At 64.8% G+C, this 20,850-nt stretch carries 22 protein-coding genes; 12 read left to right on the top strand and 10 right to left on the bottom strand.

What is annotated here, in order from left to right; all coding sequences use genetic code 11:
* Nucleotides 1–116 precede the first annotated feature (116 nt).
* A complete protein-coding gene (locus ACE3SN_RS08285; protein WP_374529148.1) occupies nucleotides 117–536 on the bottom strand; it encodes a VOC family protein in 420 nt (139 codons plus the stop codon).
* Between the two features lie 74 nt (nucleotides 537–610).
* On the opposite strand from ACE3SN_RS08285, the gene ACE3SN_RS08280 reads away from it, so the two are divergent.
* On the top strand, nucleotides 611–1,279 hold the full coding sequence (locus tag ACE3SN_RS08280; protein ID WP_374529147.1) for a glutathione S-transferase family protein: 669 nt from the start codon (nucleotides 611–613) through the stop codon (nucleotides 1,277–1,279).
* Nucleotides 1,280–1,283: 4 nt separating this feature from the next.
* Here the strand turns inward: ACE3SN_RS08280 and ACE3SN_RS08275 are convergent, their stop codons facing one another.
* Nucleotides 1,284–1,733 (bottom strand): cupin domain-containing protein, encoded by a 450-nt coding sequence (locus ACE3SN_RS08275; RefSeq protein WP_374529146.1) that lies wholly within the window; start codon nucleotides 1,731–1,733, stop codon nucleotides 1,284–1,286.
* A 53-nt stretch (nucleotides 1,734–1,786) separates the two neighbouring features.
* Here ACE3SN_RS08275 and dapE point away from each other — a divergent pair, with 53 nt between their 5' ends.
* Both dapE and ACE3SN_RS08265 read left to right on the top strand, forming a co-directional pair.
* Nucleotides 1,787–2,929 (top strand): succinyl-diaminopimelate desuccinylase, encoded by a 1,143-nt coding sequence (dapE, locus tag ACE3SN_RS08270; protein ID WP_374529145.1) that lies wholly within the window; start codon nucleotides 1,787–1,789, stop codon nucleotides 2,927–2,929.
* Between the two features lie 74 nt (nucleotides 2,930–3,003).
* Entirely contained in the window at nucleotides 3,004–4,380 is a 1,377-nt protein-coding gene (locus tag ACE3SN_RS08265) for a dicarboxylate/amino acid:cation symporter (protein WP_374529144.1), read from the top strand.
* 9 nt (nucleotides 4,381–4,389) lie between these two features.
* Here ACE3SN_RS08265 and ACE3SN_RS08260 read toward each other — a convergent pair whose 3' ends face one another.
* Genes ACE3SN_RS08260 through dapB form a run of 3 tightly spaced genes read right to left on the bottom strand, consistent with a single transcriptional unit; the run spans nucleotide 4,390 to nucleotide 6,214 of the window.
* On the bottom strand, nucleotides 4,390–4,785 hold the full coding sequence (locus ACE3SN_RS08260; protein ID WP_374529143.1) for a hypothetical protein: 396 nt from the start codon (nucleotides 4,783–4,785) through the stop codon (nucleotides 4,390–4,392).
* Nucleotides 4,786–4,835: 50 nt separating this feature from the next.
* Nucleotides 4,836–5,489: an endonuclease III gene (gene nth, locus ACE3SN_RS08255; RefSeq protein WP_374529142.1), complete on the bottom strand. Its 654-nt coding sequence runs from the start codon at nucleotides 5,487–5,489 to the stop codon at nucleotides 4,836–4,838.
* Nucleotides 5,486–6,214 (bottom strand): 4-hydroxy-tetrahydrodipicolinate reductase, encoded by a 729-nt coding sequence (dapB, locus tag ACE3SN_RS08250; protein ID WP_374529141.1) that lies wholly within the window; start codon nucleotides 6,212–6,214, stop codon nucleotides 5,486–5,488. The genes nth and dapB overlap by 4 nt, the downstream gene beginning before the upstream one ends.
* A 35-nt stretch (nucleotides 6,215–6,249) precedes the next feature.
* Between dapB and ACE3SN_RS08245 the strand changes: the two genes are divergently transcribed.
* Nucleotides 6,250–6,951 carry an NAD-dependent deacylase gene (locus tag ACE3SN_RS08245; RefSeq protein ID WP_374529140.1) on the top strand — a complete coding sequence of 234 codons (702 nt, stop codon included), beginning with the start codon at nucleotides 6,250–6,252 and terminating at the stop codon, nucleotides 6,949–6,951.
* On the opposite strand, the gene ACE3SN_RS08240 is transcribed toward ACE3SN_RS08245, so the two are convergent.
* Entirely contained in the window at nucleotides 6,940–7,710 is a 771-nt protein-coding gene (locus ACE3SN_RS08240; RefSeq protein ID WP_374529138.1) for a ThiF family adenylyltransferase, read from the bottom strand. The two genes, ACE3SN_RS08245 and ACE3SN_RS08240, sit on opposite strands and share 12 nt — an antisense overlap.
* A 116-nt stretch (nucleotides 7,711–7,826) precedes the next feature.
* Between ACE3SN_RS08240 and ACE3SN_RS08235 the strand changes: the two genes are divergently transcribed.
* Nucleotides 7,827–8,600 (top strand): glucose 1-dehydrogenase, encoded by a 774-nt coding sequence (locus ACE3SN_RS08235; RefSeq protein ID WP_374529137.1) that lies wholly within the window; start codon nucleotides 7,827–7,829, stop codon nucleotides 8,598–8,600.
* Nucleotides 8,601–8,844: 244 nt separating this feature from the next.
* Here the strand turns inward: ACE3SN_RS08235 and dnaA are convergent, their stop codons facing one another.
* The 3 genes from dnaA to mutM all read right to left on the bottom strand — a co-directional run bounded on the left by dnaA (nucleotide 8,845) and on the right by mutM (nucleotide 12,005).
* Nucleotides 8,845–10,275, bottom strand: a complete 1,431-nt coding sequence (gene dnaA / locus ACE3SN_RS08230; protein ID WP_374529136.1) for a chromosomal replication initiator protein DnaA — start codon at nucleotides 10,273–10,275, stop codon at nucleotides 8,845–8,847.
* A 504-nt stretch (nucleotides 10,276–10,779) separates the two neighbouring features.
* The gene (gene rpsT, locus ACE3SN_RS08225) at nucleotides 10,780–11,040 is read right to left on the bottom strand and encodes a 30S ribosomal protein S20 (RefSeq protein WP_374529135.1); all 261 of its coding nucleotides are present in this window, start codon (nucleotides 11,038–11,040) and stop codon (nucleotides 10,780–10,782) included.
* Between the two features lie 149 nt (nucleotides 11,041–11,189).
* On the bottom strand, nucleotides 11,190–12,005 hold the full coding sequence (gene mutM, locus ACE3SN_RS08220) for a bifunctional DNA-formamidopyrimidine glycosylase/DNA-(apurinic or apyrimidinic site) lyase (RefSeq protein ID WP_374529134.1): 816 nt from the start codon (nucleotides 12,003–12,005) through the stop codon (nucleotides 11,190–11,192).
* Nucleotides 12,006–12,127: 122 nt separating this feature from the next.
* Between mutM and ACE3SN_RS08215 the strand changes: the two genes are divergently transcribed.
* From ACE3SN_RS08215 to ACE3SN_RS08185, 7 genes are all read left to right on the top strand, one after another.
* Nucleotides 12,128–12,652: a DUF1993 family protein gene (locus ACE3SN_RS08215; RefSeq protein WP_374529133.1), complete on the top strand. Its 525-nt coding sequence runs from the start codon at nucleotides 12,128–12,130 to the stop codon at nucleotides 12,650–12,652.
* A 72-nt stretch (nucleotides 12,653–12,724) separates the two neighbouring features.
* Nucleotides 12,725–13,456, top strand: coding sequence for a class I SAM-dependent methyltransferase (locus ACE3SN_RS08210; protein WP_374529132.1), 732 nt, complete (start codon nucleotides 12,725–12,727; stop codon nucleotides 13,454–13,456).
* Between the two features lies 1 nt (nucleotide 13,457).
* Nucleotides 13,458–15,008, top strand: coding sequence for a 2-polyprenylphenol 6-hydroxylase (gene ubiB / locus ACE3SN_RS08205; protein ID WP_374529131.1), 1,551 nt, complete (start codon nucleotides 13,458–13,460; stop codon nucleotides 15,006–15,008).
* Nucleotides 15,009–15,012: 4 nt separating this feature from the next.
* Nucleotides 15,013–15,288 carry a hypothetical protein gene (locus ACE3SN_RS08200; RefSeq protein WP_374529130.1) on the top strand — a complete coding sequence of 92 codons (276 nt, stop codon included), beginning with the start codon at nucleotides 15,013–15,015 and terminating at the stop codon, nucleotides 15,286–15,288.
* Nucleotides 15,285–15,755, top strand: a complete 471-nt coding sequence (locus ACE3SN_RS08195; protein WP_374529129.1) for a YbaK/EbsC family protein — start codon at nucleotides 15,285–15,287, stop codon at nucleotides 15,753–15,755. The genes ACE3SN_RS08200 and ACE3SN_RS08195 overlap by 4 nt, the downstream gene beginning before the upstream one ends.
* Nucleotides 15,756–15,823: 68 nt before the next feature.
* Entirely contained in the window at nucleotides 15,824–17,290 is a 1,467-nt protein-coding gene (locus ACE3SN_RS08190) for a carotenoid oxygenase family protein (RefSeq protein ID WP_374529128.1), read from the top strand.
* A gap of 67 nt (nucleotides 17,291–17,357) precedes the next feature.
* Complete coding sequence (locus tag ACE3SN_RS08185) at nucleotides 17,358–18,095, top strand: alpha/beta fold hydrolase (RefSeq protein ID WP_374529127.1); 738 nt, start codon at nucleotides 17,358–17,360, stop codon at nucleotides 18,093–18,095.
* 66 nt (nucleotides 18,096–18,161) lie between these two features.
* Here the strand turns inward: ACE3SN_RS08185 and ACE3SN_RS08180 are convergent, their stop codons facing one another.
* A complete protein-coding gene (locus ACE3SN_RS08180; RefSeq protein WP_374529126.1) occupies nucleotides 18,162–20,681 on the bottom strand; it encodes a TonB-dependent receptor in 2,520 nt (839 codons plus the stop codon).
* Between the last annotated feature and the right edge of the window lie 169 nt (nucleotides 20,682–20,850).

Raw genomic sequence — 20,850 nt, 5'->3', positions numbered from 1 at the left:
TTTTGTTGACCAGCGGCGGGTAGGCGCGGCGTGTTACGCTGCGATGCAACATTGGAGACTGAGCGATGAACTTTTCCTGACGCGACAGCGACATCCGCGCGGCAAGCTTGTGGCAGCTACTTCGCGAAGAGCTGGCCCAGGTCAGCAAAAGCCTTCATTTCGATCGCGTTGCCGCTGGGGTCGCGGAAGAACATGGTGCGCTGTTCGCCCACTTCGCCCTTGAAGCGGACATAGGGCTCGATCTCGAATTTCACGCCCGCGGCGGTCAGCCGGTCGGCCAGATCCTGCCAGTCCTCCAGCGTCAGGACGATGCCGAAGTGCGGCACCGGCACGCCGTGCCCGTCGACCGGATTGTTCCCCGCATCCGCCGCCGCCTCACCGGTGCAATGGGCGACAATCTGGTGGCCGTAGAAATCGAAGTCGATCCATTGATCGGACGAGCGCCCTTCGGCGCAGCCCATCACCCCGCCCCAGAAGGCGCGGGCCTCGGCCAGGTCGCGAACGGGGAAGGCAAGGTGGAACGGGCGCAGCGACATCGAGGAACTCCTTTGCCCCGGGGCTAGCCGTTCACGCTCGACAGGGTCAAGCTGAACAGTTAGCCCTGAAGCCCATGAAACTGATCATCGGCAACAAGTCCTATTCCAGCTGGTCGCTGCGGGCCTGGCTGGCGTGCAAGCAATCGGGCCTGCACTTCGATGAAATCACCGTCCCGCTCTATGGCGAGGACTGGGACAAGCTGAAGAAGGCCAACGAGGACATCGCGCCGTCTTCGGGCAAGGTCCCGGTGCTGTGGGACGGCGACGCCGTAGTGTGGGACAGCCTGGCGATCGTCGAATACCTGGCCGACAAGGTCGGGCGTGAACGTTTCTGGCCTAGGCAAGACGACGCCCGCGCCATGGCCCGCTCGATGGTTGCGGAAATGCACAGCTCCTACGCCGCGCTGCGCGCCGAATGCCCGATGAGCATCCGCCGCCAGGTCGAAGGCTGGGAGATCAGCGAGGCGGCCCGCGCCGACATCGTCCGCATCCTGACCTTGTGGGCCGAGGCACGCGCGCGCTTTGGCCAGGGCGGGCCGTTCCTGTTCGGCACCTTCAGCACGGCAGACATTTTCTATGCCCCGGTCATCAGCCGGTTCATCACCTACCGCATTGCCGTGCCGGGCTTTGCGCTGGCCTACATGGAAGCTCTATGGGACCACGAATGGCTTCAGGCGTGGATCGCAGCGGCCGAAGCCGAAGACTGGGTGATCGAGCAGTGGGAAGCGCCAAAGGCGAAGTGACGCGCTAGAAGCTGCTCCCATCCTTGCGCCGCTGGCCATCCGTCCCGGCGAACAGGTGCATATCGATATCGGGATAATGGCAGGCGGTGGCAGAGGGCTTGCCGATCGCGGCGAACGTACACGGTTCGGCCGTGCGGTTCTGCAGCACGTGACCGTTGCCGTCATTCTTGGGGAAGGCCGCAATATCGCCCGCGCGCATGATTGTTTCGCCAGTATCGTCGACCAGCACCGCCTCCCCGCTGATCATCACGACCAGTTCGTCCTCGCCCTCGTGCCAGTGGCGCTGGGATGACCATGCCCCCGGTTGCAGCACCACGTGGCTTGCCCCGAAGTCCGCGATTCCCGCTGCGGGCGCCAAGCGGCGATACCAGCGCCCCCGGATCACATCGGCATATTGCGGCGGATAACCGGTGGCGTTGGTCTGGGGGATGGCTTCGAGATCGAGCTTGGGCATTGCGGCGCTCCGGCTTGTATGGCGCGACCATACACCATATGCGGGATGCCACCATGACCGCACCGATGCCCTCCGCCGATGTCCTCCAGCTTGCCCAGGCGCTGATCGCCTGCCCCAGCGTCACCCCGGCCGCGGGCCTCGTGTTCGATTGCCTTGAGGCGCAGCTCGCGCCGCTCGGCTTCGTGGTCCACCGCGCCCATTCGGGCGAGGCGCCCGACGGGCCGGTCGAAAACCTGTTCGCGATCCGCAAGGGGCCGCAAGGCTCGCGGCATTTCGGTTTTGCCGGCCACGTCGATGTCGTGCCGCCGGGCGAAGGCTGGACCAGCGCGCCCTTTGCTCCCGAAGTGCGCGGCGAACTGCTCTATGGGCGCGGCGCGGTCGACATGAAGGGCGCGATCGCGGCGATGGTCGCCGCCGTGGCCGAGATCCCGCAGGATGCCGGCACGATCAGCTTCATCATCACCGGCGACGAGGAAGGCCCGGCCCGCTTCGGCACCGTCGCGCTGATCGAACACATGCGCGCGGTGGGCGAAATTCCCGACCTGTGCCTGGTGGGGGAGCCGACTTCGGTGAACCGGCTTGGCGACATGATGAAGATCGGGCGGCGCGGCTCGGTCAACATCTGGCTGGAGGTTGAGGGCAAGGAAGGCCACGTCGCCTATCCGCACCTTGCCGATAATCCGATTACCCGGCTGGTCGCCATGCTGGCCGAACTGGAAGCGCTGGAGCTGGATAACGGGACCGACTGGTTCCAACCTTCGAACCTTGAAATTACCGACATCATGGTCGGCAACCCGGCAACCAACGTGATCCCCAGCCGGGCCAGCGCGCGGCTTTCGATCCGGTTCAACGACTGCCACACCGGGCAGGAACTGGCGGACCGCGTCAGCGCGATCGCGGCAAAGCATGGCGGTACCGCGCGTCCGGTCATTTCGGGCGAGGCGTTCCTCACCCCGCCCGGCGAGTTTTCGGCACTGGTGGCAGCGGCGGTAGAGGCAGAAACCGGCCTTACCCCGGAAGCCTCGACCACGGGCGGCACGTCCGACGCGCGGTTCCTGCGCGCGCTATGTCCGGTGATCGAGTTCGGCCTGTCGAATGCCACCATGCACAAGCGCGACGAGGCGGCGGCAATCCCCGATCTTGCGGCGCTGGCGCGGATTTATGCCCGGATTGCGCAGGCGGCGCTGGCTGGCTGATTGCCCCGGGCGGGCAAGGCTGTTAGCCTGCGCGGCAACAATCTTGCCAGCATCCAAGAGTAGTGGGGACTACCATGACCGAGCGCCGTTCGTTGCTGACTGGCCTTTCCGAAAAGCTCAGCCGCAACCTGACCGCCTGGATCCTGTTTGGCATGGTGCTGGGCGTGATCGTCGGGCAGCTGCTGCATGAAACCGTGGCCGCCGAACTGATCAAGGCCAATATCGCGCCCTGGTTCAAGCTGCTTTCGGACATCTTCCTCAACCTGATCAAGTTGCTGGTCGCGCCGCTGGTGCTTTCCACCATCGTCGTCGGCATCGCCCACATGGGCGACAGCAGCGCGCTCGGCCGGATCGGGTTTCGCGCGCTGGCCTGGTTCATCACCGCCAGCCTGATCTCGATCGGGCTAGGGCTGGTAATGGTCAACCTGTTCCAGCCGGGCGTCGGCGCGCCAATCCCGGATGCGGCGGCAGCGGCCAAGGCGGTGGGCGAGGTCAAGCACCTCAGCGCCCCGGAATTCATCCTCTCGATCTTCCCCAAGAACGCGTTCGAGGCGATGGCCACGAACAACATCCTGCAGATCCTGGTCTTCTCGATCTTTGCGGGCGTGGCGCTGTCGGCGATCGGCGAAAAGGGTGCGCCGCTGGTGCGCGGAGCCGATGCACTGGCCGAAATGATGCTGCAGATCACCGGCTACGTGATGCGCTATGCCCCCGTCGCGGTGTTCGGAGCGATCGCCAATGTCGTGGCGGCGAGCGGGCTTGAGATCCTCAAAACCTATGTCGAGCTGCTGCTCGAATTCTACCTGAGCCTGATCCTGCTGTGGTCGATCCTGCTGGCAATCGGCACGGTGTTCCTTGGCAAGCGCATCGTCACCTTGGTGAAGTACATCCGCCAGCCGCTGCTGATCGCGTTCTCGACCGCCTCGTCCGAAGCCGCCCTGCCCAAGATGTTCGAACAGCTTGACCGGTTCGGCGTGCCGCGCCGCATTTCCGGCTTCATGCTGCCGCTGGGCTATTCGTTCAATCTCGACGGCTCGATGATGTACATGAGCTTTGCGACGATCTTCATCGCGCAGGCTTACGGTATCCCGCTCACCGCGGGGACGCAGATCATGATCCTGCTGACGCTGATGATCAGTTCCAAGGGCATCGCCGCCGTGCCGCGCGCCAGCCTGGTGGTGATCACCGGCACGCTGGCGATGTTCGGCCTGCCGGTTGAAGGCGTGGCGATCATCCTCGCCATCGACCAGTTCCTCGACATGGGCCGCACCGCCACCAACGTGGTCGGCAACGCGGTGGCGACCTCGGTCATCACCAAGTGGGAAGGCATGCTCGAAGTTGAAGAATCGGAATATATCGAGCACCCGCACGCCCCGGCGCATACTGCTGCCGATGGCCGCGCGGGACTCGATCTGGATCCTTCGAACTTCGAGGAAAAGAACCAGCCCTGAGGGCCGGGCTTACTTCTTCTTTTCCAGTTCGATCGGCACGAACTTGCCAAGGCCGCAGCCCACGCCTTCGCGCAGATGACCGCCGGTGCGATCAAGCACGTGGATGATATCGACGTTGCACAGCTGGCTTTGCGAAGTCTTGTAAGAGAAGCCCCCTTCGAAGGCTAAACCCGGGCAGGAATTGGGCAGGGTATTGCGATAGAGCTTCGAGCCAACCTTGAAGTCGATCGTCTGGTCATCGTGAACCGTGCTGGAACTGATCTGTGCGATCGGGATGCAATTTACCGCCTCCCCCACGACCTTGGCGGCCGGAGCCTTGCTCTTGGGAGTGGATTCGGCACTTTGCTGGGTGCAGGCGCCAAGCGCGATCGCGGCGACGACGGTAAGGGGCAGATAGCGTGGCATGGCAATTCTCCTTTGCTCGCGTTTCCCCCCTGACAGGCAAGGTCTTGCGCTCAGGCCGCCTTGCCCTTCTTGTCTATTACCTTGTGCTTATATAGGCAAAGGTCAAGTACCGGACAGCACCAACATTCGGGCGTGCGGGCCTTGCAGATGTAGCGCCCATGCAAAATCAGCCAGTGATGCGCACCGACGCGAAAGGGTTCTGGCACCTTTTTTTCCAGCTGCTTCTCGACCGCCAGCGGGGTTTTTCCCTTGGCGAGGCCCGTGCGATTGCCGACGCGGAAGATGTGGGTATCGACCGCAAAGGTCTCTGCCCCAAAGGCGCAGTTCATCACGACATTGGCGGTCTTGCGGCCCACGCCCGGCAGGGTGGTCAGCACGTCGCGGTCGGCCGGCACTTCGCCGCCGAAATCGCGCACCAGGATTTCGGACAGCGCGATGACGTTCTTGGCCTTGGAGTTGAACAGGCCGATGGTCTTGATGTGCTGCTTTAACCCCTCCTCGCCGAGCGCGACCATCTGCGCCGGCGTCTTCACATCGCGAAACAGCGCGCGCGTGGCCTTGTTCACGCCAACGTCGGTCGATTGGGCCGACAGCACCACCGCAACCAGCAATTGATAGGTATTGCCGAACTCAAGCTCCGTCTCGGGCGAGGGATTGTCCTCGGCCAGGCGGCGAAAGAATTCGAAGATCTGGGCCTTGTTCAAAGGTCCAGCACCTGCGGCATGGTATAGCGGCCCGGCTCCTTACCCAGCAGCCATTGCGCCGCCCGCACCGCGCCCTTGGCAAAGATCGCGCGGTTTTCAGCCAGGTGCGACAGGCTGAGCCGCTCGTTATCGGCCAGGAAATGAACGGTGTGATCGCCCGCCACCGTGCCCCCGCGCAGCGCGGCAAAGCCGATGTCGCCAGCCCGCCGCGCGCCCGTAATCCCGTCGCGCCCGCGCGCGCTGACCTCCGCCAGCGCCACGCCGCGCCCCTTGGCCGCCGCTTCGCCCAACAGCAGCGCCGTGCCGGAAGGCGCGTCAACCTTCATGCGGTGGTGGGTTTCGACGATCTCGATATCCCAGTCCTCACCCAGCCGCGCCGCCGCTTCGCGCACGAGGTGGGCAAGCAGCGTGACGCCGAGCGAGGTATTACCGGTCTGCAGCACGGGAATCGATGCCGATGCACTGTCGCACAGCCAGTGGTGGCGCTCCTCAAGGCCGGTAGTGCCGACCACGATCGGCACGCCTGCGGCCATCGCCGCGTCCAGATTGGCCTCCAGCGCGTGGGGCGAAGAGAAATCGACCAGCACGTCGCAGCTCGCGGCCAGCGCGGTCACGTCGTCGCCCTTGTCGACCCCGCCAGCGTGAATTTCGCCCGCCGCCTTGATGGCATCGACCAGCGCCTGCCCCATGCGCCCCGCGCTGCCGATAATTCCGATTCTGGCCATTGCGTGTTCCCTTCAGGCCGTGCTTCATGGCCGCGATGAGCCAAATCCGCAACATCGTGATCCTGACCGGGGCGGGCATATCCGCCGAAAGCGGCATCGACACCTTTCGCGGTGGGGGCGGGCTGTGGGAACAGCACCGGGTGGAAGACGTCGCCACGCCGGAAGCCTTCGCGCGCGATCCGAACCTCGTTCACCGCTTCTACGACATGCGCCGTGCCGCGATTCAGGAAAGGCTGCCCAACGCCGCGCACTTTGCCCTGGCCGAGCTTGACGCGCAGTGGCGCGGCGACCTCTTGATCGTGACGCAGAACGTCGATGACCTGCACGAACGCGGCGGCGCATCGCGCGTGCTGCACATGCACGGCGAGCACCTCAAGGCCTGGTGCACCAGCTGCGACATTCGCTCGCCCTGGCGCGGGCCACTGGTGAATCGCCCGCCCTGCCCGGTGTGCCAGGCCCGCACCCTGCGGCCCGACGTCGTTTGGTTTGGCGAGATGCCCTACCAGATGGAGCGGATTTACGGCGCGCTCAGGCAGGCGGACCTGTTCGTCTCGATCGGCACCTCGGGCGCGGTCTATCCGGCGGCGGGCTTCGTCCAAAGCGCGCGCGATCTGGGCATGCAGACGCTGGAGCTTAACCTTGAACGATCCCAAGGCTCGCACTGGTTCCACGAAACCCGGCTCGGCCCGGCCAGCGAAGTCGTGCCCGCGTGGGTTGCGGAAATGCTAGGCGGCTGAGCAGCCCCGGCACTCGGCGTCCTTGACGATCCGCATGGTCCTGAGGCTCGGCACCAGTCCTTCGATCAGGTGGAGCTTGCCCCACTGCGGATCGCCCAGCGCCGTCTTGCCTTCAAGGATCACCCGCACCGCCGCCATCGCGGCCATCGAACCGACCATGCCCACCATCGCCCCCAGCACGCCGTCGGCGGCGCAGGTATCGCAATCCTCGGCATCGAAGGCGTCGCCGACGAAGCAGCGATAGCAGCTCTCGCCTTCGCGGTGCCCGGCGAAATTGGCGACCTGCCCCTGAAACCGCCCGATTGCCGCGCTGGTCAGCGGCACGCCAGCCTTCACGCAGGCGTCGGACACGACCAGGCGAGTCGCGAAGTTGTCACATCCATCAAGCACAACAGTCGCGTCCTGAAGGATCTGTGCCGCGTTCTCATCCCTCACCCTCCCGGCGTGTGCGCGGACCTTCAGGATTGGATCGAACCGAGCCGTCCATTCGGCCGCCACTTCTGCCTTGAGCCGCCCGACATCGGCGGCCGTGTAGATCGTCTGGCGCTGAAGATTGCTGGCATCGACCACATCGTCATCGACCAGGGTCAGCCGGCCCACCCCTGCCGCCGCCAGATATTGCAGCGCCGGGCTGCCGATTCCGCCGCAGCCAATCAACACCACGTGCGCTTCGGCGAGCGCCACTTGCCCCACGCCGCCGATCTCGGGCAGCACGATGTGGCGGGCAAAACGGTCAAGGCGATCTTCGGCAAGGGTCATCGCCGCGCTTTAAGCAGGAAACCGGGGGCGATGCCATGCCTCCATGCTCCGTCAGGGCGTGACAAGGCGGCGATCCTTCCCCACACTCGGTCCAAAGACAAACCGAGGAGAGAGAAATGTCTGATCTTGAAGGGCGCATTGCGCTTGTTACCGGGGCTTCGCGCGGACTGGGCGCTGCCGCTGCCCGCGCGCTGGCCGCTGCTGGGGCCAAAGTCGCCGTAACCGACCTTACCGCGCCCGAAGACCTCGCCGCCGAAATCGGCGGCCTCGCCCGCGCGCAGGACGTCACCAGCGAAGCAGACTGGGCCGCGACGATGGACTGGCTGCGCGCCGAGGCGGGCGGGCTCGACATTCTGGTCAACAACGCCGGGCTGTGGCTGTTCAAGCCGATCACCGAAACCACGCTGGAAGACTGGCGCCGCCTCCACGCGGTCAACTGCGAGGGCGTGTTCATGGGCACCCGCGCCGCGATTCCCTTGCTGGCCGAACGCGCCCACCTGTGGCGCGGCGGCACGGCGATCGTGAACCTCTCGTCGGTCGCAGGGCTGCAGGGCGCGGCGGGCGGCACCTGCTACAATTCGACCAAGGGCGCGGTGCGCCTGTTTACCAAGGGCTGCGCGGTGGAACTTGCCCCGGCACGGATCCGTGTGAACTCGGTCCACCCCGGCGTGATCGACACCGACATGGGCCGCAAATTGGTCGACGATTTCGCCGCAGCCCAGGGCCTCGGCAACAACGAGATGCTGGCCAATGTCTCGGCCATGCACCCGCTCGGCCACCTGGGCGAACCGCGCAACGTGGCCGACGCCGTCGTCTTCCTCGCCTCCGACCGCGCCGCCTTCAGCACGGGCAGCGAACTGGTGGTCGACGGCGGGCTGTTCGCGGGGTGATCGGTTCGCACGATAAACCCACCCCCAACCCTTCCCGCTTGCGGGAGGGGAGCGAGACTTGCCGCGCATTCCGGCGAGGCTAGTCGCAGCGGGGTGGGCTATTCGGCTTCAGTCGAGATACGAAAAACGGGCAGGCTCGCCTGTGGAGAGCCTGCCCATAACCCTGTTCACAACCCTGTGCAGAGCCTGCGTACAAGCTGTGCGCTGACGGCGCACAACCTGTGACTCACCCGGGGATAAGCGCTTAGCTTTCAAGCTGGCGCAGCAGGCTGCGCACATCGCCGTCCATGTCGGCATCGCGGGTGCGCAGGTCTTCGATCAGGCGCACGGCGTGGATCACGGTGGAGTGATCGCGCCCGCCGAACTTGCGGCCGATTTCGGGGTAGCTGCGCGGGGTCAGCACCTTGGCGAGGTACATCGCCACCTGGCGCGGACGCACCACCGCGCGGGCGCGGCGCTTGCTGGCCATTTCGGTCCGGTCGACCCGGTAGAACTGGCAGACGGTGCGCTGGATCTCGTCGATGGTGATGCGGCGGCGATTGGCCGAAAGGATGTCGGTCAGCTGTTCCTCGGCCAGCTGGAGCGACACGGCCTGGCCGGTCAGCTGGGCATAGGCGATCAGCTTGTTGAGGCCGCCCACCAGCTCGCGCACGTTGCGGTTGATCGTGCGGGCAAGGAATTCGACCACGTCGGCCGGAACGTGCGTCGGCGAAAAGCGCTGGAGACGGTGTTCCAGGATCGCGCGGCGCAGTTCGATGTCGGCGGGCTGGATGTCCGCGACCAGACCCATGGAGAGGCGCGAGAGCAGGCGCTGCTCCACCCCGTCGAGCGCCTGGGGCGCACGGTCGGCGGCGAAGACCAGCCGCTTGCCTTCGGCCAGCAGCGCGTCGATCGTGTAGAGCAGTTCTTCCTGCGCGCTCGCCTTGCCGATGATGAACTGGATGTCATCGACCAGCAGCAGGTCGAACCCGCGCAGCCGCGCCTTGAACTCGATCGTCTGGTTCTGGCGCAGCGCCTGGACGAATTCGACCATGAAGCGCTCGGCCGAGCAGTAGAAGATCCGCGCGCGGGGATGATTCGCCAGGTAGGCGTGGCCGATCGCGTGGAGCAGGTGCGTCTTGCCCTGCCCCGTCGCAGCCTTGAGATAGAGCGGCGCGAACTGCGGGGTTTCGGTCGCCGCCATGCGCTGTGCGGCATTGCTGGCCAGCACGTTGGCCGCACCCGAGACGAAGGTGGCGAAGGTCAGCGACGGGTCGAGCCCAATCGAGCCCTGCCCAAGCGTGCCGAGTTCGGCCGCGCCCATGCCCAGCGCATCGCCCGGCAAGGTGGGAATCGGCGAATCGTTGGCGGCGCGGCGCGAGCCGTCCTCGCGGCCCAGCCGCAGCCCCGGCAGCGCGCGGCGGCCCGGCAGCACCGAAATCCGCACGTGGCGCACGTCCGGCCGGGCGATCTTCCAGGCGAGCGACAGCCGGTCGGCGAATCGGTCCGCCACCCAGTTCGCCGAAAACTCGGTCGGCAGGAACAGGTCCAGCGTTCCGGTTTCCTTGCAGAAGGTGCCCAGCTGGATCGGCTTGATCCACTGGCTATGGAGCTGCTGCCCCAGATCCTTACGCAGGCCTTGGCTGATGTCAGCCCAGTCCGCGGCAAGGTCGAGCGCTTCTTGTTCTTCCATCATGCGCTCTGCGTCATTCCTGTTGCTGGCGCTCTGATTGCCCCGCACGCCGCCGATACCCGATCCAGTCACCCCGGAACGCCCCCACTCAAGAACAGACCAGACGCGCACCGCCCTTTACGGCACGCATCACCCATCACCAGCCGCCCAAAGCTGGCGCAAGAATCGAATTTGTTTGTGACGCCTGGGGCTGAAAGCGCCGCCAGGCAGTTGTGGATTTATGGACGCTTCACCGTTGAGGGCAAGGCGCGGAAGGTAAAAAAAATGAAATAAATGCCCTTGACGCGGTGGTGCATCGGAGAATTCCGAAGGCAAATCCTAACACGCTGTTAAGGCTATGTTTTTGTCGAAAGGGCGAAGCGAATCGCCGGATTCCATCGACTTGCCGCAACGCACCATTACAGTTTTGTTACGCAACGAAAACGGCCGGCGGATTGCCCGCCGGCCGTGTTCCGTTTTCGTGCCCTGGATCCGGCTTTGAGAAGCCGAATCAGACCGCTTCGCGAATCAGAGAGCGGCAACCCGCTTCGTCAGGCGCGACAGCTTGCGGGCCGCGGTGTTCTTGTGCAGCACGCCGCGCGCGACGCCGCGAGCCAATTCCGGCTGGGCAGCAGCCAGGGCTTCAGCGGCAGCGGTCTTGTCACCACCGGCGAGGGCCGATTCGACCTTCTTCACGAAGGTGCGGATGCGCCCGAGGCGGTTGCCATTGATTTCGGCGCGACGTTCGTTGCGACGGATGCGCTTCTTGGCTTGCGGCGTATTGGCCATGTTCGTCCTTCATTCGGCCGCGACTGCGCAGCCACCCTACGGTTGAATCTCGTGCAATTGTGCAAGGCCCAACCGGAGTCGGACCCGCAAGAAGCGCGGCCCTTAACTGTGGAGGGCCGAATCGTCAAGCATTCGCAGCGCTTCCGGCATTACTTCTGACACTTCGAGCAATGCCATGTGCTGCGTCCGCCTTGCGCAAAGCGCATGATGGGGGCGCCGCACTGCGAGCAGGGCTGCCCTTCGCGGTCGTAAACATCGAATCGCTTCGAGAAATAGCCCAATTGCCCGTCTGGCTGGGCATAGTCGCGCAGGGTCGATCCGCCGGCCTCAATTGCCTCGGCAATCACGGCCCTGATCTCTGGCACCAACCGCGCGAGCGCAGGCCCGCTGACCTTGCCCGCCGCCTTGCCGGGCGCGATCCCGGCTCGGAACAGCGCCTCGCAAACATAGATATTGCCCAGACCCGCGACGATGCGCTGGTCGAGCAGCATCAGCTTGATCGCAGCGCTGCGCCCGGCGAGCGCCGCCTTGAGATGCGCAGCGGTCAATTCATCGCCCAGAGGTTCCGGTCCCATTGCCGCAAACTGCGGCCATTCGCCCAGCCGCGCGGTTTCCACCAGGTCGACCGAGCCGAACCGGCGCGGATCGCACAGCGCCAGCGTGTGGCCGCTCTCAGTCTCCAGCACAAGGTGATCGTGCGCGCCCAGCTCCTCCGGCTCGATTCGCCAGCGCCCCGACATGCCGAGGTGGAACACCAGCGTCTGGCCCCGGTCGGTATCGATCAGCCCGTATTTGGCGCGGCGGCCCATGCCCGTGACGCGCGCGCCGGTCATCACCTGCACCAGGTCCGCCGGGAACGGGCGGCGCAGCCCCTCGCGGCGCGGCTCCACCCGCTTCAGGACCGCGCCTTCAAGGTAGCGGGCAAGGCCGCGCACAGTGGTTTCGACTTCGGGAAGCTCTGGCATGGTGCGGGCAGGATTAGGCCAGCCCAGGCCCGCTTGTCCATGCCTCATAAGTTTCTTATTGCAACTGGAATTGCGCAACCCTAGGTTCGCGCCCGACAACACATCACCGGGAGAATCCAAGCATGTCCTATTCGCTCTATCGCTTGTCCGTTCCGGGCTTCATCGCGATGCTGAACAACTTCAAGGCCTGGCTCGACAAGGCCGCCGCGCAAAAGGACGAAGCCGTGCTGATCGAGGCCCGCCTCGCGCCCGACATGTTCGCGCTGGCCCGCCAGATCCAGATTGCCTCCGACGCCGCCAAGGGCGCCGCCGCGCGCCTCACGGGCGCCGATGCCCCCGCAATGGCCGATACCGAAGCGAGCTTTGCCGAGCTGAAGCAGCGCTGCGACAAGACCATCGCCTATCTCGAATCGGTCGATCCCGCCGCCTACGATGCCGGGGCCAGTCGCGAAATCGTGATCACCTTTCCCAACGGCGCGGGGATGCGCTTCGACGGGGTGACCTTCCTGACCGGGTTTGCCGTGCCCAACTTCTATTTCCATGCCGCCGCCGCCTATGCGATCCTGCGCAACCAGGGCGTGGAAATCGGCAAGGCCGACTTCCTGATGCATCTGGCCCCGCACATGTTCGGTCCACCCGAGCAGTAAGCGCGCGCAAAGCTTCCGAAACCCGCACGCTTTCGCTGGAACCGCGCGCCTCGAACAGCTAAGGCGCGCGGCATGAACGACAAGGTTTCCTTCGGCTACGAAGACGTCAGCCCCGAAGAAAAGACCGCCCGTGTGGGCGAAGTCTTTTCGAGCGTCGCCAAGAAGTACGACGTTATGAACGATGCCATGTCGGCAGGCATGCACCGCCTGTGGAAGGACAAGTTCGTGCGGCGGGTGAAACCCCAGCCAAACGAGCAGATCCTCGACATGGCGGGCGGCACCGGCGACATCGCGTTCCGCATGGCCGCGCACGGCGCCAGCATCACCGTGTCCGACATCAACCAGGATATGCTCGACGTCGGCATCGAACGCGCGATGGAGAAAGGCCTCGATACCCTCGTCTGGTCGCGCCAGAACGCCGAGGAGCTGACCTTCCCCGACCGCTTTTTCGATGCCTATACGATCGCCTTCGGGATCCGCAACGTCACCCGGATCGACAAGGCCCTGGCCGAAGCATACCGCGTGCTGAAGCGCGGCGGGCGGTTCTACTGCCTCGAATTCTCGACCACGCAGTGGCCCGGCTTCAAGGAAGTCTATGACTTCTATTCGCACCAGCTGGTGCCGAAGATTGGCTCGGCCATTGCCGGGGACGCCGAAAGCTATCGCTACCTGATCGAATCGATCCGCCGCTTCCCGACCATGCCCGAATTCGAGCGCATGATCCGCGAGGCCGGGTTCGTGCGCACGCGTGTGGAACCGATCCTTGGCGGGCTCGTCGCGATCCATTCGGGGTGGAAGATCTGATTTGACCCGCGCCAGCACCCATGTCCTGCGGCTACTGCGCTGGGGGCGGACGCTTGCCCGGCACGGTGCGCTGCGCGGAATCGAGCACGACCCCAACACTCCGCCGCAGGTCCGGCGGCTGTGCCGGATTGCCCGGTTTGGCACGATCCAGCCAGCCATGCCCGACTATGCCGGTGCGTTTCAGGACATCGGCCCCGCCGCGATCAAGCTGGGCCAGACGCTCGCCACCCGGCCCGACATCGTGGGAGAAGACGCGGCCAGCAACCTGCTGCTGCTGCAGGACAGTCTGCCCCCGGTCGATTTCGCGCTGATCCGGCGCGAGATCGAGGCAAGCTTTGCCAAGCCCATCGAGGCCCTGTTCGAAAGCATCGACCCGGTTCCGGTCGGCGCGGCCTCGATCGCGCAGGTCCACAAGGCCGTCACCACCGATGGCAGGACTGTCGCGGTCAAGGTGCTGCGCCCCGGCATTCGCGAGAAGTTCGCCCGCGACATCGAGACCTACGAATGGGCCGCCGCCCATCTTGAGGCGCTGGGGGGTGAACCCGCGCGCCTGCGTCCACGCCTGGTCATCGCCAATTTCAAGCGCTGGACCCTGCGCGAACTGGACCTGCGGCGTGAGGCTGCTTCGGCCTCCGAACTGGCCGAAAAGATGAAGGCCGACGATGGCTACCGCGTGCCCGCCGTCGACTGGGACCGGACCAACGGCCGGGTCATGACGATCGAATGGATCGACGGCACCAAGATCAGCGAGACACAGACGCTCAAGGAGGCAGGTCACGATCTGCCCGCCCTCGCCAGGCGACTGGTACTGACTTTCCTGCACCAGGCGATCAGCGCCGGCTATTTCCATGCCGACATGCACCAGGGCAACCTGTTCGTGCAGGCCGATGGCTCCATCGCGGCGATCGACTTTGGCATCATGGGCCGGATCGACCGTCGCGCGCGGCTGTGGCTGGCCGAAATCCTCTATGGCCTGACGACCGGCAATTATCGCCGCGTGGCCGAGATCCATTTCGAGGCGCAATATGTGCCGAGCTATCATTCGGTCGATGAATTCGCGACGGCCCTTCGCGCCGTTGGCGAACCGACGCGGGGGCGGCCGGTAAGCGAACTGTCGGTCGGGCAGATGCTCGACAGCCTGTTCGCGATCACCCGCGAGTTCGACATGCAGACCCAGCCGCACCTGCTGCTGCTGCAAAAGACCATGGTGATGGTCGAGGGCCTTGCCACCCAGCTCGACCCGCAGATCAACATGTGGGACGTTGCCAGCCCCTTCGTGAGGAGCTGGATCCGCGACGAGCTTGGCCCCGAGGCCGCGATTGCGGACCGGCTGCGCCAAGACACGCAGACCCTGCTGCGCCTGCCCGAACTGATCCGCCGGATCGAGGATCGCTTTCCGCCCAAGGGCGGCGCGCCAGAGGCCCCGCCCTTGCCCGAGATTCCACTGGTCTGGGACAAGCGCGAAGGAAAGCACGGTTGGGGCGGCTATGTCCTGGCGCTCGCGCTCGGCGGCGCCGCGATGTGGAGCGCACAGGCGCTCGGCTGGCTCTGATCAGATGGACCTCGACGCGCTGATCCTGCACTTCTTCCATACGGAAGACCCGTCCGAACTGACCGAAGCGGAATACGAACTGGGTCTCGAACGGCTTAAGATCGGCTTTGGCGTGGAGCGCGAGCCGGGCCGCAAGTTCGCGCTGTGGACCTTGATGGACGCACTGGGCGTCGCCCCGCTGCCGGCAGAGGCCTTTGCCAAGGAACCGCTGCTGAAGGCCGCTGCGGAAGACTATCTCAAGGCCGCGTTGCGGATGGAGCGTTACGGGGACGAGGAATGAGCGCGGAAAGCGTCATCGCCTGGCTGGAACGCCACGCGCCGGACCTCGCGCTGATCGACCATTCGCGCTCTACCGCCACCGTTGCCGAGGCCGCCGAGGTGCTGGGCGTCGAACCCGGCCGGATCGCCAAGACGCTGGCCTTTCGCGTCGGCGACAAGGTGATGCTGCTGCTCGCGCGCGGGGATGCCCGGCTCGACAATGCCAAGTGCAAGGCCGCGCTGGGCGGGCGCCCCCGGATGCTCGATCCGGAAGAAACGCTGGCGTTGACGGGCCATGCCGTCGGCGGGGTCTGCCCCTTCGGTCTTGCCACCGACCTGCCGATCGTCGCCGACCAGTCTCTGCTGGCCTATGCCACGGTGTTCCCTGCCGCCGGCTCGCGCACCAGTTCGGTTGAGGTCGAACCCCGGCGGCTGGCCGCGCTGGTGGGCGCGGAATGGACCGACATCTGCAAGCTGCCCGAAGATTGACCTGAATCAACGCGGGTTGCCCACCGTGCGATAATCTAACATTTGTTAGAAAATCAGGAGAGGCTCGCTTGGCACATTACCCCCCTACCCAAGGGTTTACCGGCCCGCTGCGCCCGCTTCGCATCGAAGGGGACATCCTCGATCTGGAAGTCGAAGGCCAAATCCCGGAAAGCCTCAACGGCACGTTTCACCGGGTTCACCCCGACGGCCAGTTCCCGCCCAAGTTCGAGAACGACCAGTTCTTCAACGGCGACGGCATGGTCAGCCTGTTTCACTTTCGCGGCGGCAAGGTGGATTTCCGCCAGCGCTATGCCCAGACCGACAAGTGGAAGGTCGAACGCGCGGCGGGCAAGTCGCTGTTCGGGGCCTATCGCAATCCGCTGACCGACGATGACGCGGTGAAAGGCATGATCCGCGGCACGGCCAACACCAACGTGATGGTCCACGCCGGCAAGCTCTATGCGATGAAGGAGGACAGCCCCGTCCTGCTGATGGACCCGCTTAGCCTTGAAACCCACGGCTATCACGATTTCGGCGGCAAGCTGAAGAACCAGACCTTCAACGCCCATGCCAAGATCGATCCCGGCACCGGCAACATGTGCACCTTCGGCTATGCCGCCAAGGGCCTGCTCACCACCGACTGTTCGTACTTCGAGATCAGCCCGACTGGTGAGCTGCTGTTCGAGACCGAGTTCGACGTGCCGTATTACTGCATGATGCACGATTATGGCCTGACCGAGGACTACGCGATTTTCCACATCGTGCCCTCGACCTCGAACTGGGAGCGGCTGAAAGCAGGCCTGCCACACTTCGGCTTTGATACCACCCTGCCGGTCTGGCTCGGCATCCTCCCGCGCGGGACCGGCGTGAGCGCCAAGGACATGCGCTGGTTCAAGGCGCCCAGGACCGTCTTCGCCAGCCACGTGATGAACGCCTTCCAGGACGGCACGAAGATCCACTTCGACATTCCCCAGGCCGAGAACAATTCCTTCCCGTTCTTCCCCGACATCCACGGCGCGCCGTTCGATCCCGAGGCGGGGCTACCCTATCTCCACCGCTGGACGGTGGACCTGGCCAGCAACACCGAGGAATTCAGCGCCGTCACCAAGCTGACCAACTGGATCGACGAATTCCCGCGGATCGACGAACGCTATGTCGGACGGCCCTATCGCCACGGCTGGGGCCTTGTCATGGACCGCGACTTGCCGATGGAATTCGTGCGCGGGCGCGCCTCGGGCTTCAAGATGAACAAGATCGGCCACTGGGACCATGCCACGGGCAAAGAAGACGCCTGGTGGGCCGGGCCGCAGTCGATCGTGCAGGAGCCGTGCTTTGTGCCGCGCAGCCCGGACAGCGCCGAAGGCGACGGCTGGATCATCGCGCTCGTCGATAACCTGATCACCAATTACACCGACCTGGTCGTGCTCGATGCGCTGAAGCTGGAGGACGGGCCGGTCGGCCGGGCCAAGCTGCCGATCCGGCTGCGTTCAGGCCTGCATGGCAACTGGGCCGACGCAAGCAAGCTCGCCGCCTGAGGCAGGGCCAAGGCGCGGGAGTGGTTTAACTGGCCGTGGGGGCGCGGCCAGTGGTAGGAGCGGCCGCATGGCCGCTCCTATTGTTTTGCCGACCCGCACCTATTTCCACGGACTGCCCGGCGGGAGCGGCGAATGGGCGCTTTGCGCGCCGATGGGACTTGCCGACTTTGCGCCGGACCGCAACGCGCCGCTGAGCGCCGCCGCACTCTCCGCGCAGGTGCAGGCGAACTGCGCCAATGGGCCGATTACGCTGATCGGCTTCTCGCTGGGCGCAACCGTTGCATTGGCCGTGGCGCGCGAACTTGGTGCCCGGGTTGCGCACATCCACCTCGCCTCTCCCGCCGCGCCGCTGCAACTGGGCGACTTTCTGGGCCAGATGGCGGGCGGGCCGCTGTTCCGCATGGCCGCGCGCAAGGCGCGCCTGTTTCGCGCCGTGGCACAGATGGAAGGGCTGATTGCGCGCATCGCGCCCAGCTTCCTGTTCGACCGGCTGTTCGCCAGTGCGGCCGGGGACGACGCCGCATTGGCGCGTGATCCGGTCTTCCGCGCCGGCATGGCAGAGGTGCTGCGCGGCGGACTGGGGCGCGACTGGCATGGCTTTGCGCAGGAAGTCGAAGCCTATGTGGCGGATTGGCGCGAAAGCCTTTCAGCCGTGACCGCCCCCATCACGATCTGGCAGGGCGAGGCCGACACCTGGACCCCGCCCGCGATGGCCGAGGCGCTGCCCGGCCCGGTCAGGCTCAAGCGCCTGCCCGGCTCTTCACACTATTCCACGCTGCGCCGCGCGCTGGCATCGCTCGCCTGAAACGCAAAACGCCCCGGTCCCGCAAAGGACCGGGGCGCTTTCACGTTGCGCCGAAACGGCGTCAGCTCAGAACTTCGAACCGACGCGCAGGCCGAAGGTGCGCGGCTGGTTCGGCACGATATAGGTGCGCGAGCACAGGCCGCACTGGACATAGCGCGAAAGATCGCCGCGCTCGTCAAGCAGATTGGTCACGAACAGTTCGACGTTGAACCGGCTCCAATCCGCACCCAGCGCCAGGTTGAACTGGGCAAAGGCCTTGAGATCGCCCATCAGCGCGGCATTGGCGGTGCGCAGGTCGGACGGCGCCGAACCCTGATAGGTCATGTTGACCTGGCCATAGGCCTTCGCATCGCCAACCGGCTGGGTGTAGCGGGCGGTCGCGCTCATCTTCCACTTCGGCGTGATCGGCAGGCGGGTGCCGGCCGGAGCGTCGATCGAGTTGCCACCGGTCGCGCAAGTGTAGGTCGGATCAATCGCGTGGCACAAGTTCTGCTTGATCTTTGCGTCGGTATAGGCGCCGGCCACGTTCAGCGTGAACGGCCCGGCGAACAGTGAGGCATCGAGATCGAAGCCGCGGATCCGCGCATTCGGACCGTTGGTGATGATCGTGAAGCTGTTCGGCCCCAGATAGCTGAACTGGAAGCTGTTCCAGTTCTGCTGATAGATCGCACCATTGAAGCGGATCAGGCCATCAGCCAGCGTGGTCTTGAAACCGAATTCGTAGTTGTACAGGTAATCGGGCTGATATGGACCGAAGTCCCCGCGGCGGTTGATCCCGCCCGGACGGAAGCCCTTGCTGAACGTACCATAGAACAACAGGTCTTCATTGGGCTTGTAAGTGGCGTTCATGCGGAAGGTGAAGCCATCACCCTTGGCGCGGGTCGGTACGGCCTTGCCGTTCTCCCACACACCCAGGTTGGTGCACGGGCTGCCAGCGACGGCGGGGCTGGCCAAAACAATGCCAGGCGTGCCCTTTACATCGGTAAGCCGCGCGCCCGTGCTGGTGAAGCACTGGATCACACCCGTCTTGGAGCTCCATGCGCCGTTATACGGGGTGTCGGTATAATTGTCGCCCGGGTTGCGGCCGAAACCGAAGAACCCGATCAGCGAGTTGTCATACTTGAACGCGCGCCCGCCGACGGTGAAGGTCAGCTTGTCGGTCAGGTCCACGCTCATTTCACCGAACGCGGCATAGTCCTTGTCGACGCGTTCCTGCTGGGTCAGCCAGAGCGTGCCGGGCGATCCATTGACCGAGAGATTCGGGCCAAGGCCGGGGATCTGGTAATCCTGGTGAATCTCGTTCGACTGGCGCTGATAGAACAGGCCACCGACGAAGCGCACCGGGCCGTCCTGCGGCGAAGAGACGCGCAGTTCGTGGCTCATCTTTTTGAAGTGGTCGCTGCCGAGCACCTTCTGGCGCGGATCGATCGTGTTGCCCGAGGCATCCTGGTAGGCGAAGTAATAGGCGAGGCCCCCGACGCTTTCGTAGTAGCTGTCATAGGCTTCGGCGTAGTCGGTATAATCGCTTTCCGAGTAGGTCTTGCGATCGAGATAGGCGCCCGCATAGGTGACGTCCCAGTTGCCGACCTTGCCCTCGATGGTCAGCGCCGCCTGGACGAACTTGTCGTTGCGGAAATCCGGATAGAAGTGCTGGTACTGCAGGTCGCCCACGGTCGGATCGTAGCCGTAGTTCCCGTGGCTCTTGGTTTCCTGGTACATGACCGCGGGGGTCACGGTCCAGCTGTCATCAAGATCGACCTTCAGCGCGGCACGGCCACCATAGGTTTCAGTGTAGTTCGCATCCTTCTTGACGAGGGCCGCGTTGTTGACCGAGATCCCGTCCTTGAGGCAGCCGGTGACGTTGCCATCGCCGTCATAGAGCGTGGTGCCGCAGAAGGTGCGGGTGCCGGGAACGTTGTCGATGTAACCGGCATCGCGCTGCCAGAAGCCAACCACGCGCAGGGCCGCAGTTTCGGACAGCGGCATGTTGACCATGCCTTCCAGCTTGCCGCCGACGCCGCCCTTGTGGACGGTGTTGATCTCGCCATCGACGCGGCCTTCGAACCCGGCAGTCGAAGGCTTGTTGGTGATGATGCGGATCGTGCCGGCTTCCGACGAGGCGCCATAGAGCGTGCCCTGCGGACCCGAGAGGCTTTCGATGCGGGCGATGTCGTAGACGTGGACGTCCAGGTTGCCGCCGATCGTGGTTACCGGCTGTTCATCCAGATAGACGCCGACCGAAGGCAGTGAGCCCGAGTGGTTGCCGTCACCGCCCGAGGCGACGCCGCGCATGTAGATCACGTTCGTGCCCGGCGTGCCGCCCGACTGCGCCGAGACCGAGGGCAACTGCTGCGAATAGGACGAGAAGTTCGAGATATTGAGTTCGTCGAGCTTCTTGGTGCCCAGCGCCTGGATCGAGATCGGCACGTTCTGCAGGTTTTCGCTGCGCTTTTGCGCGGTCACGACGATGACGTTGCTGTCTTCCTCTTCCGGAGCCTGCGCTTCCTGCGCAAAGGCCGTCGTCGAGATCAGCGCGGTGGTGGTGAAAAGCGCCGCAAAAGCGGCCCGGCGGGTGGCAGAACGCATGCAAAACCCCTGTATCATGTAGTGCAGGATGGGAGACTGTTTCCGTTGCCCGCAACCGTCAAGCGGAACACGACATTTCGTCACGCAAGTGCAGCAAAGCGTGACACAATTACCACGCCGGCGGCACCTCTGGGTAACAATCGAGAACTTCGCCCAATGCTGCTCGCAA

The organism is Novosphingobium sp. (assembly GCF_041915465.1).
Taxonomy (GTDB): domain Bacteria; phylum Pseudomonadota; class Alphaproteobacteria; order Sphingomonadales; family Sphingomonadaceae; genus Novosphingobium.
This window is presented reverse-complemented; position numbering and strand designations above follow the sequence as displayed.

Bases quoted from the DNA above. Each gene is read 5' to 3' on its own strand.
- dnaA (WP_374529136.1), bottom strand. From the start codon at position 10,275: ATGATGGAAGAACAAGAAGCGCTCGACCTTGCCGCGGACTGGGCTGAC.
- ACE3SN_RS08210 (WP_374529132.1), top strand. From the start codon at position 12,725: ATGAACGACAAGGTTTCCTTCGGCTACGAAGACGTCAGCCCCGAAGAA.
- ACE3SN_RS08265 (WP_374529144.1), top strand. From the start codon at position 3,004: ATGACCGAGCGCCGTTCGTTGCTGACTGGCCTTTCCGAAAAGCTCAGC.
- ACE3SN_RS08185 (WP_374529127.1), top strand. From the start codon at position 17,358: ATGGCCGCTCCTATTGTTTTGCCGACCCGCACCTATTTCCACGGACTG.
- mutM (WP_374529134.1), bottom strand. From the start codon at position 12,005: ATGCCAGAGCTTCCCGAAGTCGAAACCACTGTGCGCGGCCTTGCCCGC.
- ACE3SN_RS08280 (WP_374529147.1), top strand. From the start codon at position 611: ATGAAACTGATCATCGGCAACAAGTCCTATTCCAGCTGGTCGCTGCGG.
- ACE3SN_RS08195 (WP_374529129.1), top strand. From the start codon at position 15,285: ATGAGCGCGGAAAGCGTCATCGCCTGGCTGGAACGCCACGCGCCGGAC.
- dapB (WP_374529141.1), bottom strand. From the start codon at position 6,214: ATGGCCAGAATCGGAATTATCGGCAGCGCGGGGCGCATGGGGCAGGCG.
- ACE3SN_RS08240 (WP_374529138.1), bottom strand. From the start codon at position 7,710: ATGACCCTTGCCGAAGATCGCCTTGACCGTTTTGCCCGCCACATCGTG.
- ACE3SN_RS08215 (WP_374529133.1), top strand. From the start codon at position 12,128: ATGTCCTATTCGCTCTATCGCTTGTCCGTTCCGGGCTTCATCGCGATG.
- ACE3SN_RS08285 (WP_374529148.1), bottom strand. From the start codon at position 536: ATGTCGCTGCGCCCGTTCCACCTTGCCTTCCCCGTTCGCGACCTGGCC.
- dapE (WP_374529145.1), top strand. From the start codon at position 1,787: ATGACCGCACCGATGCCCTCCGCCGATGTCCTCCAGCTTGCCCAGGCG.
- rpsT (WP_374529135.1), bottom strand. From the start codon at position 11,040: ATGGCCAATACGCCGCAAGCCAAGAAGCGCATCCGTCGCAACGAACGT.
- ACE3SN_RS08260 (WP_374529143.1), bottom strand. From the start codon at position 4,785: ATGCCACGCTATCTGCCCCTTACCGTCGTCGCCGCGATCGCGCTTGGC.
- ACE3SN_RS08235 (WP_374529137.1), top strand. From the start codon at position 7,827: ATGTCTGATCTTGAAGGGCGCATTGCGCTTGTTACCGGGGCTTCGCGC.
- ACE3SN_RS08180 (WP_374529126.1), bottom strand. From the start codon at position 20,681: ATGCGTTCTGCCACCCGCCGGGCCGCTTTTGCGGCGCTTTTCACCACC.
- ACE3SN_RS08200 (WP_374529130.1), top strand. From the start codon at position 15,013: ATGGACCTCGACGCGCTGATCCTGCACTTCTTCCATACGGAAGACCCG.
- ACE3SN_RS08275 (WP_374529146.1), bottom strand. From the start codon at position 1,733: ATGCCCAAGCTCGATCTCGAAGCCATCCCCCAGACCAACGCCACCGGT.
- ACE3SN_RS08245 (WP_374529140.1), top strand. From the start codon at position 6,250: ATGAGCCAAATCCGCAACATCGTGATCCTGACCGGGGCGGGCATATCC.